The sequence below is a fragment of the Lentzea nigeriaca genome (assembly GCF_016907955.1).
Classification (GTDB): domain Bacteria; phylum Actinomycetota; class Actinomycetes; order Mycobacteriales; family Pseudonocardiaceae; genus Lentzea; species Lentzea nigeriaca.
The window spans coordinates 92840-108399 of the sequence record NZ_JAFBCX010000011.1 but is presented as its reverse complement, the minus strand read 5'-3'; the positions used below and the strand labels follow the sequence as shown (position 1 = coordinate 108399).

Annotated in this window: 13 protein-coding genes and 1 pseudogene; 8 read left to right on the top strand and 6 right to left on the bottom strand. The window is 68.5% G+C overall.

Going from position 1 to position 15560, the window contains the following annotated elements; genetic code table 11:
• The first annotated feature begins 64 nt into the window (after positions 1–64).
• Both JOD27_RS31990 and JOD27_RS31985 read left to right on the top strand, forming a co-directional pair.
• Positions 65–232, top strand: coding sequence for a hypothetical protein (locus tag JOD27_RS31990; protein WP_204766030.1), 168 nt, complete (start codon positions 65–67; stop codon positions 230–232).
• A gap of 235 nt (positions 233–467) precedes the next feature.
• Positions 468–3350: a PQQ-dependent sugar dehydrogenase gene (locus JOD27_RS31985; protein ID WP_239569827.1), complete on the top strand. Its 2883-nt coding sequence runs from the start codon at positions 468–470 to the stop codon at positions 3348–3350.
• A gap of 87 nt (positions 3351–3437) precedes the next feature.
• Here the strand turns inward: JOD27_RS31985 and JOD27_RS46920 are convergent, their stop codons facing one another.
• Together JOD27_RS46920 and JOD27_RS47260 are read right to left on the bottom strand one after the other, a co-directional pair.
• A complete protein-coding gene (locus JOD27_RS46920) occupies positions 3438–3815 on the bottom strand; it encodes a hypothetical protein (RefSeq protein WP_307830462.1) in 378 nt (125 codons plus the stop codon).
• Between the two features lie 137 nt (positions 3816–3952).
• A pseudogene (locus JOD27_RS47260) lies at positions 3953–4021 on the bottom strand (TetR family transcriptional regulator); the annotation flags it as partial.
• 413 nt (positions 4022–4434) lie between these two features.
• Here JOD27_RS47260 and JOD27_RS31970 point away from each other — a divergent pair.
• The 5 genes from JOD27_RS31970 (at position 4435) to JOD27_RS31950 (ending at position 10320) form a co-directional block, all read left to right on the top strand.
• Complete coding sequence (locus JOD27_RS31970; RefSeq protein WP_307830451.1) at positions 4435–5634, top strand: glutamate-cysteine ligase family protein; 1200 nt, start codon at positions 4435–4437, stop codon at positions 5632–5634.
• 8 nt (positions 5635–5642) lie between these two features.
• Positions 5643–6935, top strand: coding sequence for an ergothioneine biosynthesis protein EgtB (gene egtB, locus JOD27_RS31965; protein ID WP_204766150.1), 1293 nt, complete (start codon positions 5643–5645; stop codon positions 6933–6935).
• Positions 6936–6938: 3 nt separating this feature from the next.
• Positions 6939–7664, top strand: coding sequence for an ergothioneine biosynthesis protein EgtC (egtC, locus tag JOD27_RS31960; RefSeq protein WP_204766027.1), 726 nt, complete (start codon positions 6939–6941; stop codon positions 7662–7664).
• Positions 7661–8632 carry an L-histidine N(alpha)-methyltransferase gene (gene egtD / locus JOD27_RS31955; RefSeq protein ID WP_204766026.1) on the top strand — a complete coding sequence of 324 codons (972 nt, stop codon included), beginning with the start codon at positions 7661–7663 and terminating at the stop codon, positions 8630–8632. The genes egtC and egtD overlap by 4 nt, the downstream gene beginning before the upstream one ends.
• An 80-nt stretch (positions 8633–8712) precedes the next feature.
• The gene (locus JOD27_RS31950; protein WP_307830450.1) at positions 8713–10320 is read left to right on the top strand and encodes an alpha/beta fold hydrolase; all 1608 of its coding nucleotides are present in this window, start codon (positions 8713–8715) and stop codon (positions 10318–10320) included.
• On the opposite strand, the gene JOD27_RS31945 is transcribed toward JOD27_RS31950, so the two are convergent.
• A complete protein-coding gene (locus tag JOD27_RS31945; RefSeq protein WP_204766025.1) occupies positions 10305–11075 on the bottom strand; it encodes a hypothetical protein in 771 nt (256 codons plus the stop codon). The two genes, JOD27_RS31950 and JOD27_RS31945, sit on opposite strands and share 16 nt — an antisense overlap.
• A complete protein-coding gene (locus tag JOD27_RS31940) occupies positions 11072–11788 on the bottom strand; it encodes a sulfite exporter TauE/SafE family protein (RefSeq protein ID WP_204766024.1) in 717 nt (238 codons plus the stop codon). The genes JOD27_RS31945 and JOD27_RS31940 overlap by 4 nt, the downstream gene beginning before the upstream one ends.
• Before the next feature lie 137 nt (positions 11789–11925).
• Here JOD27_RS31940 and JOD27_RS31935 point away from each other — a divergent pair, with 137 nt between their 5' ends.
• On the top strand, positions 11926–13689 hold the full coding sequence (locus tag JOD27_RS31935) for a LamG-like jellyroll fold domain-containing protein (RefSeq protein WP_204766023.1): 1764 nt from the start codon (positions 11926–11928) through the stop codon (positions 13687–13689).
• Here the strand turns inward: JOD27_RS31935 and JOD27_RS31930 are convergent.
• Together JOD27_RS31930 and JOD27_RS31925 are read right to left on the bottom strand one after the other, a co-directional pair.
• Positions 13649–14566, bottom strand: a complete 918-nt coding sequence (locus tag JOD27_RS31930) for a sigma-70 family RNA polymerase sigma factor (RefSeq protein WP_204766022.1) — start codon at positions 14564–14566, stop codon at positions 13649–13651. The two genes, JOD27_RS31935 and JOD27_RS31930, sit on opposite strands and share 41 nt — an antisense overlap.
• Entirely contained in the window at positions 14563–15525 is a 963-nt protein-coding gene (locus JOD27_RS31925) for a helix-turn-helix transcriptional regulator (RefSeq protein WP_204766021.1), read from the bottom strand. Before JOD27_RS31925 ends, JOD27_RS31930 begins: the two co-directional genes overlap by 4 nt.
• Positions 15526–15560 lie beyond the last annotated feature (35 nt).

The following is a 15560-nucleotide window of genomic DNA, read 5'->3' as shown; positions in this document are numbered from 1 at the left end:
TTCGTGTGGATCATCGGCCAGCCCTGCGCGACCTCCGCCATCGCCACCAATATCCTGCACCGCCATGGAGACGCAGGAGATCATCAAGCTGTCGACGCTCGCGGAGCGCCTCGGGTGGCAGCCCAAGATCTTGAGGGACGGTCAGTCCACAGGCGTCCACGTGGTCGATCTGCTGGTGAGCCGTGCGGTCTCCGATCTGATCGCCGCGCTGGCCCAGAACCGGAACCTGTGACGGGTTCGGTAAACGCTTTCCCGCACTTCGGCCCAGGGATTGACAGCGGTTGTCATGCGGTGGTGTGATCGGCGTGACAGATAGGAAAGTTTCTATCCAATAACTGAACTCCGCCGCCGCTCGCAGTGATCCCCCTACCCGTCTCGTGGGAGGCACAACAGTGGCACCGAGCAGAGGCCGGGCGTTACGCGCGCTCGGCACGATGGGTGTTGCGTTCGCGACGACCATCGCAGTGATGTCGGTACCTGAGAGCGCCGTCGCGGCGCCGGTGAGGTACGAAGCGGAGAGCGCGACGATCTCCCAGGGCGTGGTGGAGTCGAACCACGCCGGGTTCTCCGGAACCGGGTTCGTCAACTTCGACAACGTGGCCGGGAGCTCGGTCGAGTTCGCCGTGAACGCCGCGAGGGCGGGCGAGGCGAAGCTGACCTTCCGCTACGCCAACGGAACCGCGGACAACCGGCCGGTGGACGTGAACGTCAACGGTGCCCTCGCCGTCGACGAACGCTCGTTCGCGGGCACCGGTGCGTGGACCACGTGGACGTCGGTCACGAACACGGTTCAGCTCACCGCTGGTGCCAACACGATCCGGTTGACGTCCACGGGTGCCAGCGGCGGCCCGAACCTGGACTACGTCGAGGTCGAGCAGACCGACGCGGTTCCCGCTCTCGAGCAGGAAGCGGAGAACGCGACGATCGGCCAGGGTGTCGTCGAGTCGAACCACGCGGGCTTCTCCGGCACCGGGTTCGTCAACTACGACAACGTGGTCGGCTCGTACGTCGAGTACACGATCACCGCCGACCAGGGTGGTGAGCACGAGCTGACCTTCCGCTACGCCAACGGAACGACGACCGACCGTCCGGTGTCGGTGACCGTGGACGGTGGCAGCGCGCAGACCGTGTCGTTCCCCGGCACCGGCGCGTGGACGACGTGGCAGACGCGCACCGCGAAGGTGACGCTGAAGGCCGGGCCGAACAGGATCCGGGCGACCGCGACGACCGCGAACGGCGGCCCGAACGCGGACAAGCTGTCCGCCGTGCTGGTCGGCCCGCCCGACAACGAGCCGCCGACGCCGCCGAAGAACCTGCAGTTCGTGTCGTCGACGCAGAACTCCGTGTCGCTCAAGTGGGAAGCGGCCACCGACAACGTCGGTGTCGTCGGCTACGACGTGTACCAGCACGGCCAGCACGTCACGAGCGTCGGCAACGTGCTCCAGGCGACCGCGACCGGCCTGCAGCCGGACACCGAGTACGACTGGACCGTCTTCGCGAAGGACGCCGCCGGCAACGTCTCGCAGGCCTCCAACAACGTGCCCGGCCGCACGCAGCCAGCGCCGCCGGACACCGAGGCGCCCACGGTGCCTGGAAACCTGCGGTCGACCGGCAAGACCGCGACGAGCGTCGACCTCGCCTGGAACGCCTCCACCGACAACGTCGGCGTGACCGGGTACGACATCTACGTCGACGGCGAGGCCAGGCAGACCGCCGACGGCAACGCCACCTCCGCGACGGTGGCCGGTCTGACCACCGGCACCGAGTACGCGTTCCGGGTGCTCGCGAAGGACGCGAAGGGCAACAAGTCGGGGCTGTCCAACGAGATCAAGGTGACCCCGGCCGCCGGCGGCCCGACCGGAACGCCCGACCCCGGCACGGTGTCGACGATCGCGTCCGGCGTGGATGTGGCCTGGGGCCTGGTGTTCCTGCCCGACGGCTCGGCGTTGTTCAGCGAGCGCAACACGTTCAACATCTACCGGCTGACCAAGAGCGGGCAGAAGACGCTGGCCGGCAAGATCAGCCAGGCCGTCGGCACGAACGGTGAGGGCGGTCTGCTCGGGCTGGAGATCTCGCCGTCGTTCAACACCGACCACTGGCTGTACGTCTACCACACGGCGTCCGAGGGCAACCGCGTCATCCGGATCAAGTACGAGAACGGCGCGCTCGTGCAGAGCTCGTACCAGATCCTGTTGCAGGGCATGGCGAAGAACCGCTACCACAACGGCGGACGGCTGCGGTACGGCCCGGTGGACGGCAAGCTGTACGTGTCCGTCGGCGACGCGCAGAACCCGGACAACAACCCGCAGAACAACAACTCGCTCAACGGCAAGATCCTGCGCATCAACCTGGACGGCTCGATCCCGTCGGACAACCCCTTCGGCAACGCCGTCTGGTCGAAGGGCCACCGCAACCCGCAGGGCCTCGACTTCGACTCGAAGGGCCGGCTGTGGGAGTCCGAGTTCGGCGACTCCTCGCAGGACGAGGTCAACCTGATCGTCAAGGGCGGCAACTACGGCTGGCCGAACTGCGAGGGCACCCAGGGCAGCTGCTCCGGCTACATCGCGCCGAAGAAGACCTGGTCGACCTCGCAGGCCTCGCCCTCCGGCCTCACGATCATCAACGACCACGTGTTCGTGGCCACGACCGTCGGGCAGCGCGTGTACCGCCTGCGGATCGACGGCGACACGCTGGTCGACCAGAAGGTGTACTTCCAGGGCACCTACAACCGGCTGCGCACGGTCGAGGTCGACCACGACGGCGACATCTGGCTGACCACCACGACGGACAAGGACGGCACCGCGAACAACGACCGCATCCTGCTGATCGACATCCAGTACTCGGGCGGCAACCCGCCGGCCGGGTTCAAGCTGACGTCCTCGGCGTTCGCGGACGACGCGATGATCCCGGCCAAGTACACCTGTGCCGGTGACGGTGTGGCGGGCCAGGACCCGTCGCCGCCTCTGGCGTGGGGCGAGTCGACAGGCGCCAAGGCCTACGCGATCGTCTTCGCGGACCGCGCGAACAACGGCAACAAACTGCATTGGGCGATCTGGGACATTCCGGCGGCCACGACATCGTTGCCGGAGAACCTGGGTGCCGGGTTCAACGTGCCCGGTCAGGGCACGGCGAAGCAGAAGGCGATGGGGTCCGGCGCGAATTCGCAGAAGTTCTTCGGGCCGTGTCCCGGTGGTTCCACCAACCCGTACACGTTCACGTTGTACGCGTTGAACACGGCCACGGTTCCGGGAATCACCTCGTCGTCCACGATGGCCCAGATCGAAACGGCCATCAAGAACGCGTCCACGGCCAACACCGTGCTGCGCGGACGTTCGAACGCCCGTACCTGATTGGTGAGTGGGGCCTTCTTTGCCGGGAGGCCCCGCTTTCGTGGTTTTCGCGAACTCGAAGGTCGCCGGTTTCTCCACGGCCAAGCCTCAGTTGTCGCGGTCGGGCGGTCCTTGGCCGAGGACCGCCCGCCTCATGCTGTCCGCGAGCCAGTCCCGGAACTTCGGCACCGGCCAGCCGCGGCCGCCGACCAGCGACGCGTGCAGCGCCGAGTCGTTGTGGATCCAGATCACGTCGATCGCGGTGTCGAGGTCGTGGGCCAGCGGTCCCAGCCCGGCCGCGTGCTCGACGACCATCGCGGACCCGGCACGGCGGTTGGCTTGCAGGGTCGCCCACAGCTCCGCAGCATCCGGCGCGTCGCCGGCGGCCTGGCGCACCGCCTCGAAGAGTCTCGCCGCGCGGCTCGCGATGAGCACGCACACGTCGGCGTAGGCCTCGAACACCCCGGCCGGGTCCGTGCATCCCACACCGGCCGGAACCAGGGCTGGTTCGGCACCGCCACCGGCTCGTCGTCGCCGGCCAGCGCCTGGTTCAGCACCTCGCGCGGCAGGGCCGGCTTGGACCCGAACGCGGCGATGACCGTCGGCCTGGACACACCCGCGGCCTTCGCGACGTCGGTGAGCGACGTGCCCGCGTAGCCGCGTTCGACGAACAGCTCCGCCGCCGCGGCCACGACCGCCTGCCTGGTTCGCCGGGCGCACGCCTCGCGGACCCGCGACCGGTGTTCGCGCTTCTTGACGTCGCCCACAGTTCGGTCATACCAGTGGCGTATTCACTGGACCAACGGTATGGCCGAATTGATTCCTCGGCAGCCTCATGACGACGAAGGCGGGCGGCGCGGCCGCGGTCGGGGAACCGGCGCGGGTCCGTGTCCCACGGGCACCGCCCGTGATCGATCCGGCCGCACTCGGTCACGCCGCGGCGATGCACTCCGTCGAACTCTTCGTCCCGCCACCACCGGGTTTGACGCTCGTGCGCACGCGTGCGCACGGCAGATCCTTGATCTGTAAGGATTTCAACGCGTGCAACTGTCAGACCCCGCGTGTAGCGTCGTGTGCGCCAGACGATCACGGGGAGTGTGGCAGCGTGACTGCGTTGCGTGACCAACCGGCGCCGGCGAGGTTCGCCGACCGCGCCGAGGCCGAGGCTTATGTGGCCTCGGTCTGTTTCAAGCACGGACCTCCACGGCTGTTCGGCGTGGAGCTCGAATGGACGGTGCACCACGCGGAAGACCCAGCTCGAACCCTCGATTCACGCAGGTTGGCCGCGGCTCTCGGAGACCACGCGCCACCGACCCTCGTACCGGACAGTCCCCAGAGGCCGCTACCGAGCGGCACCCCGCTGACCGTCGAACCGGGCGGGCAGGTCGAGATCTCGACTCCTCCCTGCACCAGCCTCCCGGACCTCTTCCGCACGGTCGCCCAGGACATTTCCCAGCTCACCGCGATGCTGGCGGACCACGGTCTCGTGCTCGGCGATCGCGGCGGCGACCAGCACCGCGGCCCCACGCGCATGCTGCAGGTGCCCAGATACGCCGCGATGGAGCACGCGTTCGGCCAGGTGGGCGGCGACGGCATCGCGATGATGTGCAGCACGGCCGGACTGCAGGTGTGCCTCGACTTCGGCGAGGAGAAGCACCTCAGGGACAGATGGGCCGCCGTGCACCAGCTCGGGCCGGTGCTGAACGCGTTGTTCGCGAACTCTCCCAGCATCGGTGACAGACACCAGAACTGGGCGTCCGCGCGCATGCGCACGCTCTACGGCACGGATCCCGTGCGCACCAGACCGAGCGCTGTGTGCGCCGATCCGGCACAGGCCTACGCCCGGCGGGTCCTCGACACACCGGTGATCGTCGTGCGCGGTCCTGGTCCCAGTTGGATTCCGCCGCGCCCGCTGACGTTCGCGGAGTGGATCGACGGTGCGCTCGACCGCAGCCCCACGAGCGACGATCTCGACTACCACCTGACGACGATGTTCCCGCCGGTCAGACCGCGCGGCTACCTCGAGATCAGATATCTCGACACACCCGCGCCAGGCGGGTGGATCGCGCCGAGTGCACTACTCGTCGCGCTGTTCAGCGATCCGTCCGTTGTGGACGGTGTGCTGGCGGCGACGGAACGGGCTGCCGGGCGGTGGCTCGTCGCCGCGCGGCACGGGATGGCGGACGAACGCATCGCCAAGGCCGCCAGAGATGTCGTGGCGCTGGGCATCGAGGCGTTGTGCCGCACCGGTCTTTCGCACGATCAGATCAGCACCATCAGCCGGGAGCTTGAGGGGAAGCTGTGACACGCCAAATGAATGGTGACGGTCTCCGCGAGCGTGTGGCAGAAGAGCTTCTGCGTTCGCGCGCGCGTTCCACCGCATTGACCGACGCCGTCGACGAGCACGATCTCGTCCGGCAGCACTCGAAGCTGATGTCGCCGCTGGTCTGGGACCTGGCGCACATCGGCAACCAGGAGGAGCTCTGGCTCGTTCGCGACGTCGGAGGTCGCGAACCGGTCCGCAGCGACATCGACGAGTACTACGACGCGTTCAAGTTCGCACGGAGCGTGCGGCCCGAGTTACCGCTGCTCAACCCGCGCGAGGCACGCCAGTACGTCGGGGATGTGCGCGGCAAGGTGTTCGACGTGCTGGAGAAGGTGCCGCTGCAGGGCCGCAGGCTCGTCGAGAACGGGTTCGCGTTCGGCATGATCGTGCAGCACGAGCAGCAGCACGACGAGACGATGCTCGCCACGCACCAGCTGCGCGTCGGTGAGCCCGTTCTGCACGCACCGGCGCCGCCGCACGGAAACCTCGTTCCCGCAACGGAAGCGTTCATCCCTGCTGGACCGTTCGAGATGGGTACGTCGGACGAACCGTGGGCGCTGGACAACGAACGTCCCGCGCACGCCGTCCACGTCGACGCGTTCTTCATCGACACCACGCCCGTCACGAACGCCGAGTACGCCGAGTTCGTCCTGGCAGGCGGCTACGACGACCGTCGCCTGTGGACCGAGGCGGGCTGGGAGCACCGGACGACGGCGAAGCTGGTCGCACCGCGCTTCTGGCACCGCGAGGGCACCTCGTTCAGCCGCACCGCGTTCGGCGTGACCGAACCGATCGTGCCGGACGAACCCGTTGTGCACGTGTGCTTCCACGAGGCCCAGGCGTACGCGACGTGGGCGGGCAAGCGGCTCCCGACCGAACCGGAGTGGGAGAAGGCCGCCCGCTACGACCCGTCGACAGGGCGGACCCGCCGGTATCCGTGGGGCGACGAGGACCCGACCGAGCTGCACGCGAACCTGAACCAGCGGCACCTGCGTCCGGCACCGGTCGGGGCGTACCCGGCGGGAGTGTCCGCGAGCGGCGTGCACCAGCTGATCGGCGACGTGTGGGAGTGGACCTCGACGGACTTCCACGGCTATCCGGGCTTCGAAGCGTTTCCGTACCGCGAGTACTCGGAGGTCTTCTTCGGACCGGAGTACAAGGTGCTGCGCGGCGGCTCGTTCGGCACCGACAAGTCCGCGATCAGGGCGACGTTCCGCAACTGGGACTACCCGATCAGAAGGCAGATCTTCGCCGGCTTCCGCTGCGCCAGGGACGCCTAGGCGATGTGCCGCCATCTGGCGTACCTGGGCCCCGCCGTGCCCTTGGCCGGCCTGCTCTACGACGCACCGCACTCGTTGGAGCACCAGTCCTACGCGCCCGCTGACATGCGGGCCGGGGGAACGGTGAACGTCGACGGCTACGGCGTCGGCTGGTTCCCCGGCCCCGTCCGGTACCGGCGCGCGGGCACGTTGTGGAGTGACGCGAACCTGCGGCAGCTGGCGGTTGTGGAGTCGACGGCTTTCCTGGCCGCGGTGCGTTCCGCGACGGTCGGCATGCCCGTGGCCGATGCCGCGTGCGCGCCGTTCACCGACGGCACGTGGTTGTTCAGCCACAACGGACGCGTCGACGGCTGGCCGCACACCGTGGCGGGGCTCGCGAAGACGCTGGACGTGACCGACTTGCTCACGATGGACGCGCCGACCGACTCCGCGCTGTTGTGGACGGTCCTGAGACGGCGCCTGGAAACGGGGAAGAATCCGGCCCAAACGCTTGTTGAACTCGTGCGGGAAGTGGTGGACGCGGCCCCGAAGTCGCGCCTGAACTTCCTGCTGACCAACGGTGAAGTGCTCGTGGGGACAACGTGGACACACGCCCTGTGGGTGCTCGCCAAAGGACAGAGCGTGACGCTCGCGTCCGAACCGCTTGACGACGACCCGGACTGGCGGGAGATCCCCGACAGGCACGTGGTCACCGCTGCTCCATCCACTGTGGAGGTTCAACCGATATGACCGAGCCGGTGCTGGACGTTCATCTCAAACCGGAGGACGCCGCACACGCGCTACGTGCCGATGCGCGCGCGGGGCTGACGGCAAGCCCGAAGTGGGTCTCGCCGAAGTGGTTCTACGACGCCGCGGGCAGTGCGTTGTTCGAGGACATCACGCAGCTGCCCGAGTACTACCCGACCCGCGCCGAACGCGAGGTGCTCGCCGAGCGGGCGAAGGAGATCGCGGCGACGACCAGGGCGCATTCCCTGGTGGAGCTGGGTTCCGGGTCGTCGGAGAAGACGCGGCTGCTGCTGAGCGCGCTGCGGGAGCACGGCACGCTGCAGGAGTTCGTGCCGCAGGACGTGTCGGTGTCGGCGTTGACCGACGCGGCGCACGCGATCATGGCGGACTACCCGGGCCTTCGCGTGCACGGTGTGGTCGGCGACTTCACGCAGCACCTGTCGTTGCTGCCGGGCGAGTCGCCGCGCGTGGTGGCGTTCCTGGGCGGCACGATCGGCAACCTGATCCCGGAGGAGCGCGAGAAGTTCTTCCGCACGGTCCGCGACGTGCTGCAGCCGGGGGAGTGGCTGTTGCTCGGCACCGACCTGGTGAAGGACGAGGAGACGTTGGTGCGCGCGTACGACGACGCGCAGGGCGTTACGGCCGAGTTCAACCGGAATGTCCTGAACGTGCTCAACCGCGAGGTCGGCGGAGACTTCGACGTCGAGGCGTTCGAGCACGTGGCGTTGTGGAACGCCGAGCAGGAGTGGATCGAGATGCGCCTGCGCGCCAAGCGGGACATGACGGTGACGCTCGCGGAGCTCGGTCTGACCGTGGAATTCCGCGCGGGCGAGGAACTGCGGACCGAGGTGTCGGCGAAGTTCCGGGAGGACGGTGTGCGGCGGGAGCTGGAAGAGAGCGGATTTTCCTTGCACCGCTGGTGGACCGACTCTCAGGGCCGCTTCGCCGTCTCACTGGCCCAAGCCGTTTAGGGACACAACCCTCCGATAGGCGGGTACAAACGGTGCACCTTCGGTGATGGGGTGCATCCGTGACGTCATCTCCTGCATCTGTGCGTGCCGTGCGCGCGGCGCTCGCCAGCGCGCTCGTGCTCGGCACCATCGTTTCCGGTCTGGGCACGGCGAGTGCCCAGACCGAGGCATCCGCCGTCAGACCCGCCGCCTGGGGGCAGTGCGCGGCCGACGTTCTCGCCTCGCTTCCCGCGTCCGTGACGCCGGAGGAGCGGGCGCGTCTGACGTGCGCCGTCCAGGAGGTGCCCGTCGACCACTCGCGTCCGCGCGGTGAGAAGACGGGCATCGCCATGATGAAGCGGCCCGCGAACGACCCGTCGAAGAAGATCGGCTCGATCTTCCTCAACCCCGGTGGTCCCGGCGGTTCCGGCCTGATCCGCGGTGCGGTGTCGAAGAACTACTTCCAGCCCGCCGTGCTGGACCGGTTCGACATCATCGGGTTCGACCCGCGTGGTGTCGCCCGCAGCAACCCGTTGCGCTGCTTCCGCACCCAGGAAGAGGCCGACGCGGTGAACGAGGGCTGGTACGCCCTGCCGCGGACGACGGAGGAGATCTCGAGCTCCATCCGGCAGTCCAAGGCCTACACGGACTACTGCAAGATCAACGCCGGTCCGCTGCTCAACCACATGTCGACCGAGGCCGTCGTGCGCGACCTCGACATCATGCGCGAGGCAGTAGGCGACAAGCAGCTGAACTTCGTCGGCTTCTCGTACGGCACGCTGATCGGTTCGACGTACGCCAACATCTTCCCGCAGCGCACGCGCGCGATGGTGATCGACGGCAACGTGGACCCGCAGCTGCGCCTGACCAACGGCACCGAGTACGACCGCCAGCGGGCCAAGGGCTTCGAGATCGCGCTCGACGCGATGCTCAAGCGCTGCGACTCCGCCGGTGTCGCGAAGTGCGCGTTCGCCGGCAACGCCCGGCAGAAGTTCGAGGTCATGAAGACCGCGCTGGGCAAGGGCCCGGTCACCATGCCGGACGGCAAGCAGGTCGGGCTGGCCGACGTCATCGGCCGCGTGTCCAGTGACCTGTACTCGGTGCCGCGGTTCGCGACGCTGGTGCAGTGGCTGCAGAGCGTCCACCAGGCGCTCAACCCGTCCGCCGCCGCGGCGACCACCTTCGGCGTTCAGTCCGTTGTGGACCTTCCGGCGCCGCTGAACAACAGCGGTGGCCGCATGGACGTCGACCCGCTGCCCGACACCCCGTACACCGCGGACGACTCGTACTACGCGGTCAACTGCACCGACAAGCCGTTCGTCCGCACGAACCGCTTCTGGGCGCAGACGGCGAGCAAGTGGGAGAAGGAGTCGCCCACGTTCGGCCGCTACCAGGCCGCGTCCGACCTCCTGACGTGCCCGACGTGGCCGACCCGCCACCCGGACCGCTGGATCGGCCCGTGGAACCGCAAGACGCCCAACCCGGTCGTCGTGGTGGGCAACTACTACGACCCGGCGACGCAGTACCTGTTCTCGCAGCGCATGGTCAAGGAGCTCGGCAACGCGCGGCTGATCAGCGTCGACTCGTTCGGCCACTGCATCCTGGGCCGCTCGGCCGCGACCGACGCGGCCGTGGCGAAGTACCTGGTGGACCTCATTCCGCCGGCTGAGGGCTCGGTGTTCCAGCCGAACGTTCAGCCGTTCGCCTGATCGATCCGCACGCGGTGGCGGTGCTGGTACAGCGCCGTCACCGCGGCGGCCAGGAGCACTCCCGCGCTGAGGTACGGCGTCACCGAGGCCGCGGCCAGTGCGAGCAGGGCCACGGCACCGTTGACGACGTCCTTCCTGACCAGGGCCCAGATCGTCAACGCCAGCGTGGCCGTGATGGCGACGATCGTGGCCACCAACGGGCTTGTCCACGCGAGCGCCAGAACCCCGATGCCCATCAGGTAACGGACGTCCTTGCGCGGGCCCAGAGCAGCCGCTGCCGCCGCGAACAGCACGATCGGCGCCTCGTGCGGCAGGAACACCACCGCGGCGCCGTACAGCGCGCCCGCGACGGCGGTCCGCCAGCTGCGACGCCGGATCGCCCAGCCCAGCACACCGACGACGATCAGCCACGCCGGAACGACGGGCAGCTCGAGGAAGAACCCGGTGACGCCGGGAGAGTAGGTCTTCTCGTCGGCGATGTACCAGTCGGGCTGGGTGCCGCCGCAGATCGCGCTGCCGTTGAGGCAGACGGCATCGAGCTGCCCGAAGTCGACCATCAGGAACACCGAGCGGACCGAGTACGCGGCGAGCCCGGCGATCACGAGCGCGACCCAGGCTGGTCGTGGTGCCACGACGACCAGCAGCACGGAGATCGCCAGTGCGGTGAACTGAAGAGATGGCAGCCACAGCATCTGATCGTTGATCAGAGCGAGCGCCGCGAGTGCCGCGCCGAAGATGATCGTCCGCCGAATCACAGCAGTGCGCTCCTCACGATCAGCACGACGGCGCTCGCCCCGGCCACGATCAACATAGGGGTACGGATGCCGCCCGCGTCGACCTTCCGCCGCAACGGCCCGGACAGCAGGAACCCGGCGACGAGGAACGGGATCAGCGCGACTCCCGTCCACAGCCGGTGCGCGGTGACCTGCCCGGCCGCGAGCAGCCCGATCACCGACGCGCCGGAGCCGAGCACGAAGAACGCCGCCAGGGTCGCCCTGACCTGCGGGCCCGTCTGGTTCTGGTAGAGCAGCGCGACCATCGGGCCGCCGACCGACGTCGCCGTGCCGAACGACCCGCTCGCGAACCCGGCTGTGACGAGGGACTTCGGCCGGGGCCGTGGACGCCACGTGGTGATCGACAGCAGCACGCACCCCAGCACCGAACCACCGACGACGAGCCCGAACCCCTTGGGGTCGAGCGCGTCGACGACCCAGATGCCGATCAGCGTGCCGGGCAGGCGGCCGAGCATCGCCCAGCCGACGCCGTGCCAGTCGACGTGGCTGAACTCCCTGGCGAGCGACATCGACGCGTGCGCGATGGCCACGATCAGCACCGGCACCGGCAGCAGAGTCGGGTCGAGCAGCGCGATCAACGGCACGGCGATCAGCGCCAGCCCGAAGCCGATCAACCCCTGCAACAGCCCGCCCAGTGCGACCACGCACCCGGCCGCCACTATCCCCCAAGACATAGTTCGCGATGCTATCGAGTACGCGGGGAGCTTTCGTACTCTCCTGGAGTACGCGGGGGCCCCGCGTGCGGTTTGCGCGGCGCAGGTTTCGCTCGCCGTTCGCCTGGTGTTGGTAAAGCTTGCTTACGCTCCGCGCCATGACCGCGTCCCGCCGCTCCTTCCTGCTCGGCACCGGCGCGACCGCCGCCGCTGCCGCCCTGGTCACGCCCGGTTCCGCAGCGGCTGACATCGTTCTCGGCGGCCGTCCTGACCGGGGGCCACGCCGGTTCACCCTCGCCGTGATCCCGGACACGCAGTACATGTTCGACCAGGACCGGGGCGACTCGGCGCCGATGAAAGCCACGCTGCAGTACCTGATCGACCACCAGAAGTCCGAGAACATCGTCTTCGTCAGCCACCTCGGCGACCTCGTCGAGAACGGGCTGAAGAGCGAGATCGACGACATCAGTGAGCGGTTCGAGGTGCTCGACCGGCGCCGCGTCGGGTACAGCGTGCTCGCGGGCAACCACGACCTGCCGGACTCGCGCACCGACGACCAGCGCGGCCGCACGCCGTACCTCGACAGGTTCGGGCCGCAGCGGTTCCGGCACTCGCCGACGTTCCGCGGTGCGAGCGCCGACGGCTACAACTCGTTCCACGTGTTCCGGGCAGCGGGCAAGGAGTGGCTGGTTCTGGCGCTGGACTGGCGCATGTCCACCAAGGGGTTCGCGTGGGCGCGTGACGTGCTGAAGCAGCACCCGAAGCTGCCCGTCATCCTCACCACGCACGAGCTCGTCCAGGACGGCGGCGACGGTGCCGCGGTGATGTCCGACTACGGCCGCAAGCTGTGGGACGAGCTGATCAAGGACAACGACCAGGTCTTCCTGACGCTGAACGGGCACTTCTGGCCGCCCGCACGCGCGACGCTGCGCAACACCGCGGGCAACGACGTCCATGTGCACATCACGAACTACCAGGACCGCTACTACGGCGGCGGTGCGATGATCCGGCTCTACCACTTCGACCTCGACCGCCGGACGATCGACGTGCGGACGCTGTCGCCGTGGCTGCTGGGCAAGCGCTCGCTCAACCCGTTGGAGCGCAAGGAGATCGAGCTGACCGGACCCGCCGACCGGTTCAGCGTTCCGATCGACTTCGAGCAGCGGTTCGCCCGCTTCGACCCGCCGGTGCTGCCCGCGGCGCAGCCCGCTCGCGACGTGCTGGTGCCCGGCACCGTCGCGTACTGGCGGCTCGGCGAGGGGCTGAAGGACCTGTCGGGCAACGGGAACGACCTGAAGCAGACCGGCACGCTGACCGCGGGGGACGACCACCACCGGTTCGCGCCGTCGCACCGTTCGCTGTACTTCGGCAAGAACGGCCATCTGTCCACTGTGGAGTCGGCGCCGCTGAACCGGGAGACGTTCGAGCGCGGGTACACGATCGAGCTGTTCCTCAAGCTGCCCAAGGACTTCGACCACCCGTGGTGCGGCCTGCTCACCAAGCTCTCACCCGGATCGGCCGCGGGCAAGACCGGGGACGACCCGAGCGAGCCGATCGCCACGCTGAACCTCGCGGGCGGCGGCAGTCTGCAGTGGGCGGTCTTCCCGCGCGACCAGGCGGGGATCTCGACGAACTGGGGCCACGAGATGCCGTACGAGACGTGGTGGCATGTCGCGGTCGTCAACGACGGCACGCACACCACGTTGTACGTCGACGGATCTCCGTTGCTGCGCAACCCTTCGACGCCCGCGCGCGGCATCTCGACCGCAGGCGACCCGTGGCTCGTCGGTGCCTACGCGTACAACAAGGTCGTGGAGAAGTCGTTGTACGGCTGGATCGGTGACCTGCGGGTCGTGAACCGGGCTCTCGACCAGTCCGAGTTCATGCGGTCGAAGGCAGCCCGAATCGCGGGAACAGACTGAGGTCGAAGAACGACGAGACGTGCGTGATCCGGTTGTTCCTGACTTCCAGCACCTGGAGGTTGAACGGCCGGAACACGCCGTCCTGCTCGCGCAGGTACAGCCCGTAGGCGGGCTGGCCGTTCGCCTCCACCGCGATCATGCGCGCGCCGTGGGGCACGGCAGGGCACTGGTTCGTGAGATGCCACGCCACCATCTCCGGACCGCTGTACCACTGCGGGTACGGCGGCATGTCCCAGACGACGTCCTCGGTGAACATGCCGATGATCGCCGGGATGTCCTTGGCCTCGAACGCCTTCACCCACCTGTCGAGCAGCGGTTTGGCGTCCGCGGGCTCGGTGACCGCGTCCTCGGTGAGGTCCTTGAGCTGCGCGTGGGCCCGTTGCAGGGCGCTGTTGACGGCCGCGACCGTCATGTCGAGCTGGTCGGCTGTCTCGGCGGCGGTCAGCCGCAGCACGTCGCGCAGGATCAGCACCGCGCGCTGCCTCGGCGGCAGGTGCTGGAGCGCGGCGACGAACGCGAGCCGGGTGGACTCGCGTTCGGTGACGATCGCGGCCGGATCGGTCGGGAACGGCTCCAGCCACGGGATCTCGTGGTCCTGGGTCAGCGGGTCGTTCTGGGTCGCGCCCGCGGACAGGTCGAACGGCAGCGGCCTGCGGGCGCGGCTGTCGAGCGCGGTGAGGCAGACGTTCGTCGCGATGCGGTACAGCCAGGTGCGCACCGACGAACGACCCTCGAACTGGCCGTACGCCTTCCACGCCCGCAGGTACGTCTCCTGCACCAGGTCCTCGGCGTCGTGCAGCGAGCCGAGCATCCGGTAGCAGTGCGCGAGCAGCTCACGGCGGAACGGATCCGCCGCGGTCGCGAAGTCCACTGTCACGACTGCACTCTAACCGCGTTCCGCAGTCTGCCGATGATGGCGTTCACGTGGTCCCTGAGCTCCGCGGGCTCGTGCACGTCGAACTCGAAGCCCAGGAACATCATGTGCCACACGATCCGGTCGAGCGTGTCGGCGCCGGTGATCATGCGGCACGAGCTGTCGTCGATCGGTTCCAGTGACGCCGACATCGGCGAGGTGCGTTCGGCGACGGCCCGCAGCGGGGCGTGGATCGTCAGCACGGCCTGATAGGTGTAGACGTTCGAGGAGACCTGACGGGACACGAACTCGCCGAGGCTCTCCGCCGGTGGTTCGCGCGGCGAGAAGCGGGCGGCGAGCGTCGGTTCCGTGGTGATGCGGTCGACGCGGAACGTCCGCCAGTCCTCTTTGGACGAGTCCCAGGCGACCAGGTACCACCGGCGGCCGGTGTGCACGAGGCCCTGCGGTTCCACGAGACGTTTGGTGGGCTCGCCTTGCGTTGGCGAGTAGGTGAACCGCAACTGCTGGTGGTCGCGGCAGGCGGCGGCGATGATCGTGAGCGTCTCAGGGTCGACCGTGGGGCCCGCGGCCGTCAGGGGAGTGGTGTGGGCCTGGAGCGCCTGCACCCGCCGGCGCAACCGGCTCGGCAGGACCTGTTCGAGCTTCGTGAGTGCACGGATCGACGTCTCCTCGATGCCCGCGATCGTGCCGTTGGCCGCGGTGCGCAACCCCACCGCCACGGCAACGGCTTCGTCGTCGTCGAGCAGCAACGGCGGCAGTTCCGCGCCGGCGCCGAGCTGGTAGCCGCCGGTCGCGCCGGGCAGCGACGTGACGGGGTAGCCGAGACTGCGCAACTTGTCGATGTCGCGGCGAATCGTGCGGACGTCGACGCTGAGCCGGTCGGCGAGCTCGGGGCCCGTCCAGTCGCGCCGCACCTGCAGCAAGGAGAGAAGCTTCAGCAGCCGTGCGGACGTCTCCAGCATGTGACGGATTCTAGATTCCATTGCGGACAACGGCC